Annotated in this window: 9 protein-coding genes; 7 read left to right on the forward strand and 2 right to left on the reverse strand. The window is 72.1% G+C overall.

From position 1 onward, the window contains the following. Nucleotides 1-147: 147 nt before the first annotated feature. Nucleotides 148-2931: an AfsR/SARP family transcriptional regulator gene (locus BJ964_RS31515; protein ID WP_188124072.1), complete on the reverse strand. Its 2784-nt coding sequence runs from the start codon at nt 2929-2931 to the stop codon at nt 148-150. Between the two features lie 110 nt (nt 2932-3041). Continuing rightward, nucleotides 3042-3425 carry a hypothetical protein gene (locus tag BJ964_RS31520; protein WP_188124073.1) on the reverse strand — a complete coding sequence of 128 codons (384 nt, stop codon included), beginning with the start codon at nt 3423-3425 and terminating at the stop codon, nt 3042-3044. Between the two features lie 300 nt (nt 3426-3725). On the opposite strand from BJ964_RS31520, the gene BJ964_RS31525 reads away from it, so the two are divergent. The 7 genes from BJ964_RS31525 to BJ964_RS31555 all read left to right on the forward strand — a co-directional run bounded on the left by BJ964_RS31525 (nt 3726) and on the right by BJ964_RS31555 (nt 17633). Further along, entirely contained in the window at nt 3726-5651 is a 1926-nt protein-coding gene (locus tag BJ964_RS31525; RefSeq protein ID WP_188124074.1) for an FGLLP motif-containing membrane protein, read from the forward strand. 304 nt (nt 5652-5955) lie between these two features. Further along, nucleotides 5956-8208 (forward strand): vWA domain-containing protein, encoded by a 2253-nt coding sequence (locus BJ964_RS31530; protein ID WP_188124075.1) that lies wholly within the window; start codon nt 5956-5958, stop codon nt 8206-8208. 15 nt (nt 8209-8223) lie between these two features. Next, complete coding sequence (locus BJ964_RS31535) at nt 8224-11388, forward strand: tubulin-like doman-containing protein (RefSeq protein ID WP_188124076.1); 3165 nt, start codon at nt 8224-8226, stop codon at nt 11386-11388. Next, entirely contained in the window at nt 11385-13634 is a 2250-nt protein-coding gene (locus BJ964_RS31540; RefSeq protein WP_188124077.1) for a hypothetical protein, read from the forward strand. The genes BJ964_RS31535 and BJ964_RS31540 overlap by 4 nt, the downstream gene beginning before the upstream one ends. Next, nucleotides 13634-15559 (forward strand): TRAFAC clade GTPase domain-containing protein, encoded by a 1926-nt coding sequence (locus BJ964_RS31545; protein WP_188124078.1) that lies wholly within the window; start codon nt 13634-13636, stop codon nt 15557-15559. Before BJ964_RS31540 ends, BJ964_RS31545 begins: the two co-directional genes overlap by 1 nt. Then, complete coding sequence (locus tag BJ964_RS31550; RefSeq protein WP_188124079.1) at nt 15559-16446, forward strand: hypothetical protein; 888 nt, start codon at nt 15559-15561, stop codon at nt 16444-16446. Before BJ964_RS31545 ends, BJ964_RS31550 begins: the two co-directional genes overlap by 1 nt. Then, nucleotides 16443-17633 carry a hypothetical protein gene (locus tag BJ964_RS31555; protein WP_188124080.1) on the forward strand — a complete coding sequence of 397 codons (1191 nt, stop codon included), beginning with the start codon at nt 16443-16445 and terminating at the stop codon, nt 17631-17633. The genes BJ964_RS31550 and BJ964_RS31555 overlap by 4 nt, the downstream gene beginning before the upstream one ends. Nucleotides 17634-17689: the final 56 nt, after the last annotated feature.

Raw genomic sequence — 17689 nt, forward strand, 5'->3', positions numbered from 1 at the left:
CTCTTCGGGGATCGGGGAACGCCTCTGTCGGGGGTGCTGTCCTGTAGGTGCTCCGGGCGCGGCCGGATAACACAAAGGAGAAAGCCCAGCCGATCCCACCGGCGGTGTTCGGGCACTACGGCCTTCCCTACCGAGCGGGCGTCGCCGTCAGAGTGTCGCGGGGAGCCGGTGGAGCCGCTCGCGCAGCGCGTCGGCACGGGCCTGGTCCAGTTCGTCGAGGATCTCCGACGCCGCCCGCCACGCTCGGCGGGTCTCCTCGAGATCGTCGCCGGCCAGGTGGCTTTCACCGAGGTGGATCAGGGTCCCCGCGACAGCGCTCTGGTCGCCGAGACTCCGCATCATCTCCACGCTGCGCTGGAAACACTCGATCGCCTGAGGGTGGTCACCGAGCCGGTGGTGGATGTAGCCGACGCTGTCCCAGCTGGTCGCCTCGCCGTGCCGGTCCCCGTACTGCTGAAGCAGGAGCAACGCCTGCCGGCAGTGTGCCAACGCCTCGTGGTAGTCGCCGAGTTGGGCGTATTCCCAGCCCAGTGCGCTGAAGCTGCGGGCCTGTCCGCGGATGTGGCCGGCGTCGCGGAAGAGGTTCAGGGCGATCTTCGCCTTCTCCAGGGCGGCGTCGTGGCGGCGCATCAGATCGAACTGCCGGGCGATGTCCAGGTGGATGTGCCCCTGGCCGACCACGTCACCCAGCGCGCTGACGAAGTCGAGTGCCTGCTGGTACTGCGCATCCGCCTCGGCGTAGCGGCCGAGCCGGTCGTAGGCGTCGGCCAGGTATCGGTGGGCCGTGGCCCGCGCGCCGAGGTCACCGCACCGGGCCGTCGCGGCGACGGCTGTGCGCTGGGCTGCCAGTTGATCGTGGCGATACCCCTGTCGGCTCAGCCAGGGCTTGATCGCCCAAGCGAGTTGCCAGGCGTGCACGACAAGCCCCTCGGCCGCCGCGTGATCGATGGCGGCGAGCAGCGCCGCGCGTTCGGCCGCGAGCCAGGCCAGGGCCTGCGGCGGGCCGGCCGGCATCGGCAGGTGCACCCCGGCAGCGGCGGGCGCGAGCTGGATCGGATCACGGACCGTTTCGAGCTGGAGGTCCGCCTGTCGCGCGCCGTGCAGGTAGTGGTCCAGCAGACGATCCATCGCGGCACGGCGTTCGTCCACGGAGTCCGCCTCCTGCGCCAGTTCCCGCGCGTACGTCCTGAGCAGGTCGTGGAAGGCGTACCGGCCCGGGGAGCACTCGTCGATCAGTCTGGCCCGGGTCAGCTCGGCGATCAGGGTGCGTACCCGGCTGATCGGCTGGCCGGCGAGGCTCGTCGCCGCGCTCAGGCTCAGGTCGGGACCGAGATGCCGGCCGAGCAGCCGGAAGAGGCGGGCGGCGTCCGGGCCGAGGGCCTGATAGGAGCACGAGAAGACGGTTCGCAGATCGGTGACGGGGTCGCCGTTCGCGAAGGCGTCCAGGCCGTTTCGGCCTTCCCGCAGCTCGGCCGCGAGCGCTGCGAGCGGAAAGCCGGGGTTGGTGACGGCGCGGGCGGCCACCACGGCGAGCGCCAGTGGAAGCCGTCCGCAGTACTCGACGATGTCGTCGGCTGCGGCCTGCTCGCCCGCGATTCGCTGCGCGCCCAGGCGGCTGGTCAGGAAGGTGCGTGCGTCCGCCGCCGACGGCCGGTCCAGCACGAACGGGATCGCCCCGTGCCCGGCTACCAGGCCGGCCATCTGGTCGCGGCTGTTGACCACGACGAAGCAATCGGGTGTGCCGGGCAGCAGCGGGCGTACCTGTGCGGCGTCGCGGGCGTTGTCGAGTACGAGCAGGATCCGTTTCCCGGCGATCGTGCTCCGGAACAGGTCGGCCTGGGCGTCGAGGGCGGCCGGGACCAGCCGTGCCGGCACCTCCAGGGCGGCCAGCAGCCGGGACAGTGCCTCGGCCGGCGCCATCACCGTGCCGGTCGGGTCGAAGCCGCGCAGGTTCAGAAATATCTGCCCATCGGGAAAGCGGTCCGCGACCTGGTGGGCCCAGTGCAGGGTGAGGGCGGTCTTGCCCACACCGGCGGCCCCACCGATCAGCACGGGCGCCGTTTCGGCCCGCGGCGGCAGGAGTTCGTCGAGCGCGGCCAGTTGCCGCCGCCGACCGGTGAAGTACGGCACGTCAGCAGGCAGTTGCCGCAGGACACCGACCGTCGCGGAGCGCTGGTCCGGGCGAGCCGGCGCCGGGCCGTCGGCGGTCAGGATCTGCCGGTGCGTGCGCTGTAGAGCCTCGCCGGGTTCGACGCCGAGATCTTCGGCCAGCCGGCGCCGGGTGTCCCGGAACAGCTCGAGGGCGTCACTGCGCCGGCCGTCACGGTGCAGCGCTTCCATCAGCAGGCGGATCGCCCGTTCGCGGAGGGGATGCCGGCCGACGAATCCGGAGAGCTGTGCCGCGACCTCGGCATGCCGGCCCGCCCCGAGGTCGGCCTCGGCGAGGTCCTCCACGGCGTGCAGCCGTTCCTGTTCGAGCGATTCGCCGGCCGTCGTGGACAGCCAGTCGCCGGCCACGTCGGCGAAGGCGGGACCACGCCACAGCGACAGCGCCGAGCGCAGTAGTTCGCCGGACTCGGCGGCCGGATCGGTTCGGGCCCGGCCGACGAGCAGACGGAACCGGTGCATGTCCACCAGTTGCCGCTCGATCTCGAGGCGATAGCCCTGACCCACGGTGTGCAATGCGGCTTCGGGTACGGCGCTCAGCATGCGGCGGACCTTCGACACGTGGCCCTGCACCGCGTTGCGGGCCGAGACCGGCGGCTGTTCGCCCCACAACGCTGTGACGAGCTGATCGAAGGCGATCACCGTTCCGGGCTCCAACAGGAACATGCCCAGCAGCGTTCGCTGCTGGGCATTCAACTGCCGGAGCTGACAGTCGTTCCTCCACACGCCGACGGGTCCCAGCACACGGAACGTCAGGTCGTCCAAGCTTCCACCGTCCTATGTCGATCCTCGTCGGCGTGTCAGCCTACTGAGTGGATCAAAATGGGACGGTTCCTGATCGTTCGCGTGTTACACCGGGTGCGGTCGGCGCATGCTCAGTTCGACACCTCGTTCCAGTCGCAGTAGTCGACGACGGCCCAGTCTTCCTTCATCAGGCAGACGCCGATGCGAACGTTCTGGTTCTCGGGAAGGTTGAAGGTGGCTCCCTCCGAGGCCTTCCGGTCGGCACAGTTTCCGTTGCCGCCGACGTAGAACTGGTAGTCGAAGGCGAGCGTGCCGTTGGTCAGGCGGTGACCGACGACGGCCGCCACGGCCCAGCCGTCCGCTTCGATGTCGCAGATCTTGACGATGTCGTTGTCCGCGGTCCAGTAGACGACGCCACCGGGGTCGCCGTCGTCGGTCTTCCAGCTCTCGTTGTACGCCAGTGCCGGGCTGGCGACGGCGAACGACGTCACCACGGCGGCGGCGGACATCGCCATGGCGGACAAGGTCTTCTTCAATGCCACAAGAGCTCCCGTGCTAGATCCAGATGGATGCGGAGAACCTATTCAGCGGCGCTGATCAGGCGAATAAAACTCGCTGAAATTCGAGTTGTCGCGGCGCCCTGGGTATTCGGCGTCCTCATTGCGGCACGCCCGCCTGTGACGAGCAGGCGGACGGTGAATGTCTTTCTCATCGCTGGTTCGATGTCGCGTCACCCGGAGGGGGAGTGATGTTGCGGGTGTTTATCCTGCTTTCGTCTGGTTTGCGCTTTTTAGGTAGATAGGAGCTGAACCGCGGTGAACTCGGACAGTCCCGGCCGGCGGTTCGCGCTTGTTGCGGCGCTTGCCGCAGTGTTGAGCGTGCCGGCCGCCCTCGCCTCCAGCAGTCCCGCCACCGCGGCGCCCGCTGGATCGTCGGCCACGCTCGACATCCTCCCGGCCGAAGGGCTTCCCGGCGCCACGGTCAGCGCCGTCGCCACCGGCCTGCCGGAATACTGCACGGACATCGCCTTCTACTGGCGAGGCCAGAACGCGATCACCGCGACCCTGTCCAACACTGTCGGCGTCGTCCGCGCCCAGTTGCGCATCCCCGACGGCACGGATCCCGGCCCGGTGCTCATCGAGGCCAGGTGTGACGACGACCCCGAACCGGACGAGGACCCGATGTCGGGGGCGGGTCCCTCCGCCGGATTCACCGTTCTCGACCGGCCACCGCCGCGGCCGGGGTCTCTCCAACCGTCACCGGAACCGGAGCCGGGCCCGGTCAAGGGCGATCCCCGGGCCGCCGAGCCCACGACGAAGTGGACCTCGATCGTCACCGCCCGGCCCCGTACATCGACCTCAGCCGTGACAGCGCCGTCCCGCACGCCACGGTCCGCCCCGGCCGCCTCCCCGAAGCGGCCCGCCGACCCGCCGTCGGCCGGCTCCGGCCCGGCGGCGACGCTCACACCGGCGGCGACGCTCACACCGGCGCCGTCGCTCACCCGTACGCCATCATCGGTCACCGAATCACCCACGCCGCTCGCGGCGAAGCCGGTGGGGTTCACACCGATCCGGGCCAGCTGGACCATGCCCACGCTCGACGACGTCTCCCTGGACCCGTCGCGCCTGCTGCTCGTCGCGGCCATGGCGGTCCTGCTGTTCATCCTGGTCGCGTTCCCCTCCGACGTGTTCAACAAGACCTACGAGAACCGCCGGGAGGAGATCCACGGGGCGATCCGCGCCCTGGGTGTCACACGCCGCAACCGGATGCCGTCCTGGCTCCAGGTAACCCTGCTGGTCGCGGTCGCGGTCGGCGCCGCCTTCCTCTCCGGCCGGAGCGAGGGCCCCGCCGCGCAGCTGCCGGACGGCAACTGGGCCCTGAACCTGGCCGCCATGCTCATCGCGGTGCCGTTGGTGATGGCCGCCTACAGCGGCCCAGGCGAGATCTACCTGTGCAGGATCCGGGGCAGGGCGTCCCTCTACGTGCCGCCCGTCGCACTGGCGGTGGGCGTTGCCTGCGCGGTCTTCTCACAGGTCTGTGAGCTCAACCCCACCTATGCCTACGGCCTGTTCTGCACCTTCATCCTCTTCAAGGGTCAGAAGCAGGCGACCCGGATCAAGCCGACCGAAGCGCAACGGGCGTACGGCGTCCTGTGGAGCGTCGCCGGCCTCACCGCGCTGATCGCTCTCGGATACATCGGCTTCAGCGTGAACTGGGAGAGCGCGCACGCCGCCGGCGCCGGCTGGTACACGGTTCTGTTCGATGCGGTGGCCTACTGGGTGGTGGTGCTCGGCGCCGAAAGCCTGGTTTTCGCCCTGATCCCGATGCGTTTTCTGGACGGCCGTACGTTGGCCGGCTGGCGGTTGCTCGCCTGGACACCGCTGCAGATCGCCGCCGGCTTCTTCTTCTGGTACGTGATTCAGCGTCGCGGCGAAGTCAACGGACTCCGGCCGACCGGCGACGAATGGTTACGCGCGATGGGCTTCTTCCTGCTCTTCGGCCTGGCCGCGATGACCTTCTGGGGCTATTTCCAGTGGAAGGGACGGCCCACGGCGGGATTCAGCACACGGCCGATGCCCCCGCTCACCGCCCTCTTCCAGCCGGTCACCTTCGCCGGCCGGCTGCGGACCGAAACGGCGGAGCTGGCAAAGACGGTGAGGCGCGGTCTTGTGCGGCGCAGCGCGATCCGCGCAAAGAAAGGTGAACGCGTGTCACCGATCGAGACACACCTGGAGGGGTAGTCCGATCGGGCGGAATGCGGCCTCGGGCAGGGTAATCCGAACGAGCGTCCTCCGCGGTTCCGGTGTGCGGGAGAGAGCCGGACGGCTTTTTGCGGTGATCACGTATCCGCAGTTCGGGGCGGTCCTCCATAGGCGGTCAGCTGGTTGCGCCGTAATTCGGTATCTGACGGACGTGTCAGTTCGGCTACGGCGTACCCACGTTTTTTTGATTCCCGATTCATTTCGCTTCCGGGCCTAGCCTGGTCGTCAACCCGGACTCTCGCGGTGCGGTCCGGTGGGCGCGGCGAAATGCGGAGGGAATTCCATGATCGGCAGATTCGGCCGGGCAGTCGCGGCGGCGTCGCTCGTGGCGGGCGCCCTCGGGGTTCCCGTCAACCCGGCGCAGGCCGCCCCCTCGCCGGGCGGCGAGGTCGAGCCGATCCATCTGGCGATCGCCGTCGACGAGTCGGGCAGTCTCAGCGACGACGAGGTGCGGCAGGAGCGGATCGCCGCCGCCAGTGTCGCGATCGCCGAACTGTCCCCGCAATCCGATGTGACCGTGTTCGGGTTCGGCAGCAACGCCGGGAACGTACAGGCCGTCGACCCGAACCGGATCTGCGAACTCGCGGCCGGAGCGGGCGCCGTGGCCCGCGACGCCATGGTCGCCTGCGTGCAGGACAACATCCAGCGGCGTACGGGAGAGAGCGCCGACACCGACTTCGTGGCCGCGCTCGGCCAGGGCGTCGACACGCTCACCCGGACGCCCGACGACCGGCGGCGGATCCTGCTGCTGCTCACCGACGGCCAACTCGACGTCCGCCGGGACGGCCACTACGGCAGCACACCGGAGGGCCGCCAGCGGGAGGCGGAGAAGGAGATCCGGGACCGGATCCTGCCGGCGGCCAAGGACGGCGGGGTGCAGATCTGGCCGTTGGGGTTCGGTGACGACGTAAGCGCCGAACTGCTCGACGTGATGGCCGCGCAGAGCGCCTCGGCCCGATGCTCACAGGGCAAGGTCGCCCCTGAGGCGCGTCTGGTCGCCGACGGGGCGGCCGCGGTCACCGCCATGATGGACGCCTTCGTGAAGGGCCGCTGCCTCAACTCGAAGCCTCCCCAGCAGGGCCGGATCGGCAAGGGGGAGAGGATCGAGCTCAGCGTCACCGTGCCGGCCATCGCCACCGACGGCGCCATCAACGTCACCAAGGGCGGCGACGAACGGATCAAGGTGAAGTTCATCGGGCCGGACGGCAAGACGGCGCCGGCCACCGGCACGGTCGGTGACACCACCTTCGAACTGGCCGGCAGCGGCGGACTCGTCGAGTCGCTGCGGATGCGCAACCCGGCCAGCGGCACCTGGCGGGTCGAGCTGACCGCCCCGGCGGACGCGAATCCCGGCACCGTCACCGTCCGGGCGGTGTGGCAGGGGGTGCTGCACACCGTCTTCGTGCTCGATCCGCCCAGCCCGCGGGCCGGCGAGACGGTGTCGGTGCTGATGCGGCCGCAAACCCGGACCGCGGAGATCGGCGACCCGTCCGAACTGGCCGGATACTCCTTCGCCGCGCAGGTCAGCGGCACCGGCCTGAACCAGCCGCTGCGGCTGGCCGACGACGGCGCCGGGGCGGACGAACACGACGGCGACACCTATTACAGCGCCAGCTTCACCCTGCCCCCGACGGCGACGGGCAGCTACCGGGTGGTCGGCACCGCGGTCGGACCCGGCGTGGATACGGACCGGCAGGAGACCACCTTCCGGATCGCCGCGCCCGGCCCGCAGGTACGGGCACGGATCCTGCTCGACGCCCGGACCGCGTTGCCCGGCGCCGAGGTCACCGGCACGATCCAGGCCTCCAACGAGTCCGGCGCCGCGGTACCCGCCCGGATCGTGCTCACCGGCGTGAAGCACGACGGCACGGTCACCGCCTTGCCGACCGGCATCACGCTCGCGGCCGGCCCCTCCGAGACCCGCTTCACGCTGACCGTCGCCGACGACGCCGCACCCGGCCCGGCCGGTGGGAAAGTGGAGGTGGTCGCCGCCGACGGCATCGTGGGCAACGCGCCCCTGGCACTGACCGTGCTGGCGCCGCCCAGCCTGCTGGAACGGTTCGGGCTCTACCTGCTGGCGGCCGTGGTCGTGCTGGCCACCCTGCTCGTGGTCCTGCTGCTGGCTCGCCGCCGCCGGCGGGCCGCGATCGAGGTGAAGGGCCTCGCCGTCGCCCTGCACGAGGACGGCCGGGAACTACCGCCGCAGCTGGTCGCGCCGGCCGGCACCCGGTTCGAGTTCGACGTGCTCGTCCCCGACGACGGTTCGGCGCCCGCGCTGCGACGGGTGTCCGCCGGCAGCGACCGCTACCGCATCGAACGCGGCACCGACGGTTCGGTACGCCTGTTCGTCCCGGACGCCGACACCCTCCCGGACAGCCCGTTTCTGCCGCTCGCCCCGGGCGCGGTGGTGCCGCTGCCCCGACATCCGCGGCTCGGCCTGCGGCTGTCCGGCCGCACCACCGCACCGGCCGCCATCGCGGCGCCCGACGACGCCACACAACCGCTGTACCTCAGCGGACGCGACGACGACCTCTAGAAACGGATACCGCGTATGCACCTCTACCACCCGGTGATGTTCGTGGGGCTGGGCGGCACCGGCTGCCGGATCGGCGCCGAACTCGAACGCCGGCTCCGTGAGGAACTGTGCGGCCCGGACGGGCTGAAACTGCACGGTCCCGCGTTCGGCCTGACCGAACTGCGCCCGTTCGAACTGCCGTCGTGCCTGCAATTCGTCTACGCCGACCTGAGCGAGGACGAACTCGGCCAGCTGCGGCGGCGATCGGTGCCCAACGAGGCGCACTCCGAGGTCGCCGACCGGACGGCCTACTACGCCTACGACCTGCTTCCGCAGTTCCGCAGCTATCCGGAGGTGGCGAAGTTCCTGCGGGTGAAGGCGGCCGACTTCGTCCGCGACTGGCTGCCGCCCGGTGAGCACGAACCGATGGTGGTGCCGTTGCGCCTGGGCGCCGGGCAGTTGCCGACCGTCGGGCGGGCCGCCCTGTACGCCACCGTCTCCGATTCGCTCGAGGTGCTGCGGCAGCCGATCATCCGGGCCATCGGGCGGATCACCAACTCGGCGCCCGAGCTGCGGCTGCTCAACCCGGCCCGGGAGCCGGGCCTGCAGACCGTCGACGTGTTCGTGGCGTTCTCGGTGGCCGGCGGCACCGGCGCCGGCATCTTCTACGACTACCTGCACATCGTCGAATCGGCGTTCCGGCAGGCCGGGATCGACGCCAAGATCTACCCACTGGTGCTGATGCCGTCCGCCTTCGAGGCCGGCAGCGGCGGCGGCCTCAACGCGTCACTCAACGCCGGCCGGGCGCTGCTCGACATGTTCCGCCTCGTCGACGAACTCAACCAGGACCAGCGGGCGCACGGCGACCTGGGCGGCACCCCGACGGTCCGGGGCCGGCACGTCCGCTACCCGCGTGAGGGCGACGTGCCGATGCGGCTCGGCGCGATGCAGACCGCGTTCCTGTTCAGCAAGGCGGTCGGGATCGCCCGCGACGACCTGCACCGGTCGATCGTGGCGTTGATCCTGTCGCTGGTCGGGCTGGACGTGCCGGCCGGGGGCCGCGACGCCGGCGGCCCGGTGTCGTTCGCCGACAGCTTCATCAACGGCGTGGTGGAGCGGCAGAGCATGTCGCCGACCCGGATCGGGTGCAGAGGCGTCTCGACCAGCCTGGTGGGGTCGTTGACGGTGCCGTTCGACGATCTGGCCGACATGTTCGCCGGGCGGCTGCTCGGCCGCGGGGTCCGCGAGCTGCAGCTGGTGCCGCCCGGCCGGTCGGAGTCCAACCGGGACCTGATCCGCGAGTTCTTCAACGGCTCGTCGGTCGGGCCGGTGTGGCAGCGGGCCGCCGGCGCCTTCGACGATCCGGCCGCCGAGCAGGGCATCAAAGGCGCCGCCACGATCCGCGGGATGCTGCGGGAACGTGGCGTCCGGATGGGGGACAGCCTGCAGAACCTGGACCAGACGCTGCTGCGGACCATGCCCGAACTGGTGCGCGACTTCAACCCGGCGGAAGGGGCGCGGTCGGTCCTGCGGCACGCCGACCTGTTCCGGCTGCGGCGGGTGGTGCTCGGTGAGGCGGCCCTGGCCGAGAACATCGACCAGCTCGGGGTCCGCGGGGTGATGGACGGCCGGCGGGTGCCGCCGGCCGCGCCGGTGAAGGCGTGGGAGAGCGACCCGCGGCCACCGCAGCTGATCGAACTGCGGGACCGGATGGGTGGGCTGGTCAAGGCGACGGTCAGTGAGAAGCCGGTCGTCGACACCATCGCCCTGCAGGACGAGTGGTTCCGGTACCGGGCACGCCGGTTCTGGCATGCCAGCTGGAACGATCACCGGCAGACGTGGCAGCAGCGGCTGACGCGGTTCACCGGGCATCTGCGGTCGCTGGCCGAGGAGCTGACCGCGTACGAGCGCGGCTGTGAGGAGGCGTTCAACCGGCGCGCCGAGGAGCTCTACCGGGCACGGGTCGGCGTCACCTACCTGCTGCCGCCGCGACAGGACCTGGAGCAGACGTACGCCGAGATGCTGCGCCGCCTGGCCCGCCGCGGCAAGCGGGAGAACGCCACCGAGGGCGAGATCCTCAACGCGCTGCTCGGCCCGGACGGCTGGGCGAACGCACTCGCCGAGGCGTCGGTGCTCGGCCGCTCCGGCGGCACCGAAGGCCTGCGCAACATCCTCGGCCTGCTCAAACAGGAGGTCGCGGGAATCCTGCGCGGCGGCGACCCGGACGAGGTGCCGCTGCTGCCGCACATGAGCAACCTGCTGCGGGTCGCGGCCAAACGGGCGCAGGACGTGCCGGTGGCCGACAGCGACGTGCAGCAGTTCGTGGGCACCCTGTCCGGGATGCTGCCGGGCGGGTTCATGCCGGAGGGGTCCGGACGGCTGTCGGTGCTGGTGGTCTACCCGGCGGCGGAGGCCGACGACCTGGTGGAGAAGTGGCTCGGCGGGCAGCTGCGGATCCTCACCCGGCGCGGCGACAAGCCGGTCCAGTTCCGGGCGGTGCAGACCGAGTCGATCACGGTGGTGCTCACCCGTACCGGGATGGGGATCACCGAGGTGCCGGAGCTGCGGCAGGTGCTGCTCGACTGGGCCGGGGCGGTACGCGAGCCGAGGGCCGACTCGTTACTGCCGTGGCGGCAGCGACTGGGTTTCGGCGCGGACTGGCTGGCCACCACCGAGGCGCACCGGGAGGAGATCCTGCTGCGCCTGCTCTGCGCGGCCTGGAACGGGCAGGTGGAATGCTTCGGCGGCAGTGAATCCCCGGAGCGGATCCGGATCGCGTTGAGCCGGCGGCCGGACGCCGAGGCCATGGTCCTGGAGCTGGGCGCGTTCGGGCGGGCCTCGTCGTGGGGGAGCGTGCTGCGGCAGTACGAGACGTGGACACTCGCCGACGGCGGGGAGATCCGCCTCAACTTCTGCGCCCAGCTGATGGAGTCGATCCCGAACGGATTCACCGAGATCCTCGACGACCCGCACCCGCTCTACTGGGAGCTGGTCGGCATGGCCGACCGGCAGGTGAAGGTGCTCACCGACATGCGGGAACGGATGCCCGCCGGCGCGCGACAGCGCTGCGAACAGCTGATCGGTTTCTGGAGCCGGACGTTGCCCGCGGCCCGCCAGCGGACCTTCCTGCGCGAGGCGCCCAACGGCAACTCGCTGATCGCCCTGGAGACCACCGTCAAGAACCGGCACGACGAGGCATGACCCGCGGCCCCGCCGGAGCGGTTCCGGTCATCGACCTGCGGCAGGAGTACGGCGAACTGGTGTCGCGCCGCGACTTCGGCGACTACGTGCAGCAGCGGGCCGGGTTCCTGCTGCCGCACGACCAGCTCGACGACCACGTCGACGTGAGCGGTGTGGTGGTCGTCGACGACGCGGCCGCGCTGCCGGGGCACACCGGCGCCCTGGCGTCGGTGCTCGCGTCGCCGGCGGTCCGGCAGATGCTCTGCGTCGTGGTCGGCACGGCCGAACCGGACGGCGGCGCCACGATCGTGTTGCCGTCGGTGCTCAACGGCGAGTTCGTCACGGTGCTGTGGGCAGGTGACCCGAACGGCATCCCGTGGCGGCTCGACGGTGGCGCGGCATCGCTGGTCCGCGTCGGATCCCCCACCGAGCCACCCCTGGCCGACCTGCTGGAGGCGCTGCGTGCCCGCGAGGTCTTCCAGCGGGTGCTGGCGACGGCCGCGGCCACGCAGACGCGGGTCGCCGCGCCGGCGGTGCGGTTGCGGTCCGGCCGGATGGGCGCGGGCGTGCTGGCGGCGGTGCAACGGCGGGCCATGCTCGCGGTGGCCACCGGCGTGGACCCGTACGATCCGCAGCCCGACGCCCCGGCCTCCGATCACGACCTCATCGACGATCTGACCACGATGCAGCGCCGGTACGTGCCGTCGTCGCACGCCGAACCCGGCGGCCGGGTGCGGGCCGCACGGCAGGCCGCCGAGTCCACGGTGGCCGCTGTCGAGCAGGCCGTCACCGCGGCGGTCCGCCCGTGGGCGGTGTGGGCGCCGTTCGCCGGCGCGCCGGTGTCGAGGCTCGCGGCGGCCGCCGCCGGGCATCTCGGCGACTACCGGACCGTGCTGGCCGACCTGTTCCAGCGTCTCGACCAGTGCGGAGACGATCAGCGGCGGGCGGAGCTGCGGCGCGAGGGCATCGAGCTGCCGACGGTCACGATCACCGCGGCGATGGCCACCGACGACGTACGCCGTGCCGTGCACCGTTCCCTGGAATCCGGGCGCGGCCTGGAACAGACGGTCCGGCCGTTGCGGGCGGCGGCCGCCCGGATGCTGCCGATGGGCAGCGCCGCCCGGCGGCCCGACCTGGACCGGGCGGTGGAGCCGATCACCGCGCTGCCACCGATGCCCGGCGGGTTCGGCAGCGCGCTGGTTCCGCTGCTGATCCTGCTGGCGCCGCTGCTCGCCGGGCGGGTGGGCGGGATCGCCGCGGTGCTGCTGCTGATCCTGGGCGCCGGGCTGCTGCGGGCCAAACGCCGGCACCTCGGGGTGTCGCCGCCCGAGCCGGGCCGGGACCTGGGCAGGGTGCTGACCGTGCTGCTGCTCGCCACCTCCGGACTGGTGGCCGGGGAGCTGCTGCGGCTGTCGGGAGTGCTCTGGCCGTACCCCTTGATCGGGGTTGGGGTCGGTCTGGTCCTGGCTCTGATCACCCCGATGTTGTGGTGGGCGCTGGTGGCCCGCCGCTGGCATGCCCATGTCGGTGTGCCCGGCATGTTGCGTCCCGCGCTGCACGGCCTGGACGGCGTCTGTCACGACACCATCACCGAGTGGGCGGTGACCGAGGACCGTCGCCGTGCCTCCGACCTGCTGCGGGCCACCGCCGCGGCGCTCGACGCGGTCGCCGGGGTGCTCCGCGACGGCGCCGCGAAACTGCCGTCCGAGATGGCCGCGCATCTCAGCGGGCGCGCGGTGGCCGCGGTGCGGCAGGATCTGACAGCCCTGGTACGGATGTGCATGCAGGCACGCTGGCCGGAAGCCGCCGCCGGTGACCTGTCCGGGATGGCCGAACGTAACGAGCGCCGGTCCGGTGAGCTGCTCACCGAATACGAGCGGCACCTGCACCGGTGGGGTGTGCAGGAGCCGCCGCCCGGCTGGCCGGCCCGCCCGGAAGCCGACCAGCTCACCTGGTGGCAGGACGGCAACGGCCTGCGCGACGCCGTGTTCGCCGACGGCCAGCCGGTCCAGTTGCTCTGCGGCGACCAGCAGACCAGCCTGCTCAGCCGGGACCCGCACCGGGCCGCGACGATCCGGTTCGCGCCGCGGCACGCCCGCTCCACATTCACCGAACGTGACCACGACGATCAGGGCGGCTACCCGCCGGTGCCGGCGGCCACCCTGGCGGACGTGGTGTGGACCGGCACCGGCACCGCCGCTGGGCTGCTGCATCTCGTGCCGTTGCGGTCCGGGGTCCGCTACGTCCAGTCCGAAGGGGGAAGCTGATGGTCGACACGGTGCGTGACCAGACGTTGGATTTCCTCACCCCCGCAGGCGACGAGATCCGGTGGAACGTCCGGCCCGACCGGTCGACGGCGCCACGCCCGGCCCACCGGTCCGCCGTCATCGAACGGGTGGTGCTGGTCCGCGGCAGCGACCAGCCGCTGATCCAGCGCAGACTGGACCCGCGGGCGGATCCGCACCGGCTCGACACCGAGATCGCGGCCGGTCTGCGACTGGCCCGCCGCCACCCCGAGAACGGCTACCCGGCGGTGCTGCCGCGGATGCTCGGCTACCGGGCCGACATCGACGAACCGTACGTGCTCTGGCAGCCCCCACCCGTCACCGAGGTCGGACAGGTGGCCGCCCGGCTCGGTAACGACGCCATCGACCGGGTGCTGTGCGACCTGCTCACCGGGCTGGCGCACCTGGCCGCCGCCGGGATCGTGCACCGGGGCATCAACGCGGCGCGGGTGCGGTGGACCGGCGAGGGCGCGATGATCGCCGGCCTGCCGGTCGCCGCGTTCGCCGGCGACACCCGCACCGGGACCGGCCGCGAACCGTGGGCGTCGGCCGAACAGGTGCGCGGAATCGGCCGGGCCGACCCGCGCGACGACGTGTGGAGCGCCGCCGTACTGCTGGGGGAACTCCTCGGCCTCGACGGCGACTCGTACCGGGAGCGGCTGGGCCCCCGCTACGCGGTGCTGCTCGGCGACGCGCTGGCGCCCCGGGCCGCGCAACGCCCCACCGCCGCCGAGCTGCTGCGGACATTGAGCTGGCCGGTGCCGGTGCTGGAAACCTCACCGTTGGACAGCGGCCGGGAACAGTACGGGCGGATCGGGGAGAGCCGGACCCGTACCGCCGCACCCGCCGCGCGGCCACCGCAACGGCGCCGCCGCTGGTTCTGGTCCATCGGGCGTGGCAGCGCGGGCCCCGCCACCCGGGACTGCTATCTCTGCCTCGACCCGGTGTCCTGGGCCGAGACCGACCTGTTCATCTGGACCGACAAGGGATACAAGCCACTCGACCTGGGCGCCGCGGGACCGCAGCACCGCCGGGAGTACCGGCTGCGGCAGGCGTTCCGCCGCTGCCCGAACCGGACCGGCGAGATCGGCCCGCACTATCTGCCGGCCGCCTACCTGCGCAGCGGGTCACCGATCAACATCGGCCTGATCGGTGACACGGCGGCGGGCAAGACCCATCTGCTGGCCGGGATCATGCAGGAGATCGAGAGCGGTGTGCTCGGCGACTTCGGGATCATGACCAGCGCCGTCGACATCGCCTGGCACGACGACTTCCGCCAGTCCCGGATGAACCGGCTGTACCGAGACGGCGAAGTGCTGGAACACACCCGGCCGGTGGACACCGTCGACTTCGCCGACGGGCTGATCCTCGGCACCGGAACCCGGGAACGCCCGATGATGTTCTTCGACATCGCCGGCGAGATGCTGCAACCCGGCCGTCGCCAGAGCCGGGCCACCCAGTTCCTCGCCGCCGCCGACGCGCTGATCTTCGTGGCCGACCCCGTCCGCCCCGACCCGGACACCACGTTCGAGGCGGTCATCGACCGGCTCGCGCACCGGCGCGGACCCGACGGGCTGCTGGACATCCCCTCGGTCGTGGTGGTCACCAAATCCGACCTGCTGCGCTTCGAGGAGCCGGTGGACCGCTGGATCCGGGCCCGCCGCGCCGACGGCCCGGCCGAGAGCCGCGACGTGTACGCCTACCTGCACCAGCGGGGCCGGACCGCCCAGCTGGCGCCGGTGCACCGGATCCGCCGGTGCACGCTGCATTTCGCCTCGGCGACCGGAGGCCGTGACCGGGGCGGCCGCTACCCGCACGGCGCCCGCCCACAGCGTTGCGCCGAGCCGCTCATCTCGCTGCTCGCGATGCTGGGCGCCCTGCCGGCCCGTAGAGACGGGGACGGTTGATGCCGGCACGCGTCGATCTGCTGGTCTTCGAGTGGGCGCCCCGACTGCCGGGCGGCGGCAGCGGGCTGGGCCTGGTCGAGTCCACGTTGCCCGCCGACCAGCGGCAGGTCTGGGCCGAGCGGCTGGAGCGGCGGGTGTCCGTGCCGTCCGGCGGCGCCGGGCCGAGCACCTGCTATCTACGGTACGGCGACCAGGCGGCGCTGCTGCACCGGTCCCCGGTCCGTGACGTCCACAACCGGTGGGCGTCCAGCACCCAGGTGCTGATCGGGCCGCCGTCGGTGATCACCATGCGGCGGGCCGTCGCCCTGCGCCCGGACCGGGCTCCGCAGCGTCTCGACCAGCCGGCCGACGGCTATCCGCGGTCGTGGGCCGACGCCAGCGACACCGGCGCGGACCTCGACCGGCAGGCCCGCCCGCACCGCGGGGAGGCTACTGTGCTGGTGGCCGAGCTGAGCCGGGCCCGCCCGCACGGCTGGGCGGTACGGGCGGGCGACATCGACCCGCGGGCGTTGTTGTGGACGGTCGCCGCCTGCCTCGGCGACATGGAGTTCTCCACCCGGGAAACCGAGATCACCGACCCCGAGCTGCCCACCCTGGTCTTCGTCAACGGCCCACCGGCCCGGTCCAGCGTCGGCACGGCCCGCCACTGGGTCGACCTGGGCACCGCGACCGACCTGCCCGCCCGGGACCTGGCGATCGCCGCGGACCTCGTCGAGACCCACACCGGGCGTCGCGGCGGCACGAGCTCGCGGACCCGTGACGTCGGCACGGCCAAGGTCACCGGGCCGGCGCCGGCGCCGGCCGCGTTCCCGCTGCACCTGCTGATGCTCGCCGCCTGGTGGGCCGCGGTCGCGATCCTGCTCACGGTACTGAGCGCCGGTTCATGAACCCCGCCACCCCACACCGGTCGCTGCTGTCCCCGCGTGCCGATCCGGGCGACCTGCTCACCGCGGTGCTGCCGGCGGTGAGCATCCTGGTGCTGGGGGCGATCATGCCGGCCGCATCGGCGCCGCAGATGTTGCTGGTGGCTCTCGGCGTGGGCGGCTGCGGATACCTGATGTCGATGGCGACCCTGGACCGGCATGCCGTGCCGGCGGCCCGCCTGCGGGCGGTGATCTCCATCTTCACCGTCCTGGCCGCGTCCGGGCTGGTGCTGCGGACGTTCACCGGCGGCGGCACGACCCGGGAATGGCTGATCTACGGGCTCGGCATGCTGTCCTTCCTCGTCGCCGCGGAGATCGGGGCACGCTGCGGCGACCGGCCGAACACCGCGGCCATGGCGGTCACCCTGGTGGTCGTGCTGGCCGGGCTGACCGTTCCGCTGTGGCACGGCGAGACGGCCTGCGCGAACGGCAGCGGCTGTGTCGCGCCGCTGCCGCCGATCACGCTGGGGATGGCGTTCCTGCTGGCGGCCGGGCTGGCCACCGACATGATCCGGCCCGTCCTCGCCGACCTGGCGGTGGCCGTCACGCTGCCGACCGTCACGGTCCTGGCCAGCCTGCGTGACCGTGCCACCGTGGTCCTGCTCGGCCCGGTCCTGTTCGCGGTGATGCTGGCCGGCCTGGCGTCGGCCCCGCCGGCCGGCCGGGCCGCACGACGCCGGCTGCTGGTGCTGCTCGCCGCGGTTCCGGCGGCGCTGGTGGCCGGTGTGGAGGCGATGGCCGCGCTGCTGCGGCTTCTGCGCGTGGCGGCGCCGGCGCCTCCCGCGTACGGGCCGGGGCTGCTCGGCCGCGGTGGCCCGCTGCCGCTGCCGCTGGAACCGTTCGGCCGTGTCCTGGTCGTGCTGCTGGTGGCGGTGCTGCTGTGGAACGTGATCCACCTCTGCGCCACGGTCCGGCGGCGCCGGCCGGGGTTCCCGGCGCTGCTGGCCGCCGGGGTGGCGGCCCACCTGGTCGTCTCGTTCGCGGTGCCGTGCCTGGCCTGGGCCGGGCTGCCGGCGCCGCCGGGGCTGAGGACGTTGCCGCCGGCGGCCGACGGCCTGAGTTTCCTGGTCGCCTTCGCCGAACTGGGCCTGCTGATCGGGGCGGCCACCCCACCGAGGACCGCGACCGGATCGGTGGCCGACCGCGGCTGAGGTCTGGTCTGCCCACTCGCACGCTTCCCGACCGGGTTCAGGCTCGACCGCCCAGC

Origin of the sequence: Actinoplanes lobatus (genome assembly GCF_014205215.1) — a bacterium.
Taxonomy (GTDB): Bacteria; Actinomycetota; Actinomycetes; order Mycobacteriales; family Micromonosporaceae; genus Actinoplanes; species Actinoplanes lobatus.

What these genes read in the sequence shown, in the direction of transcription:
- BJ964_RS31535 (WP_188124076.1), top strand. Translation starts at nt 8,224, where the DNA reads ATGCACCTCTACCACCCGGTGATGTTCGTGGGGCTGGGCGGCACCGGC.
- BJ964_RS31540 (WP_188124077.1), top strand. Translation starts at nt 11,385, where the DNA reads ATGACCCGCGGCCCCGCCGGAGCGGTTCCGGTCATCGACCTGCGGCAG.
- BJ964_RS31550 (WP_188124079.1), top strand. Translation starts at nt 15,559, where the DNA reads ATGCCGGCACGCGTCGATCTGCTGGTCTTCGAGTGGGCGCCCCGACTG.
- BJ964_RS31545 (WP_188124078.1), top strand. Translation starts at nt 13,634, where the DNA reads ATGGTCGACACGGTGCGTGACCAGACGTTGGATTTCCTCACCCCCGCA.
- BJ964_RS31555 (WP_188124080.1), top strand. Translation starts at nt 16,443, where the DNA reads ATGAACCCCGCCACCCCACACCGGTCGCTGCTGTCCCCGCGTGCCGAT.
- BJ964_RS31520 (WP_188124073.1), bottom strand. Translation starts at nt 3,425, where the DNA reads ATGGCGATGTCCGCCGCCGCCGTGGTGACGTCGTTCGCCGTCGCCAGC.
- BJ964_RS31530 (WP_188124075.1), top strand. Translation starts at nt 5,956, where the DNA reads ATGATCGGCAGATTCGGCCGGGCAGTCGCGGCGGCGTCGCTCGTGGCG.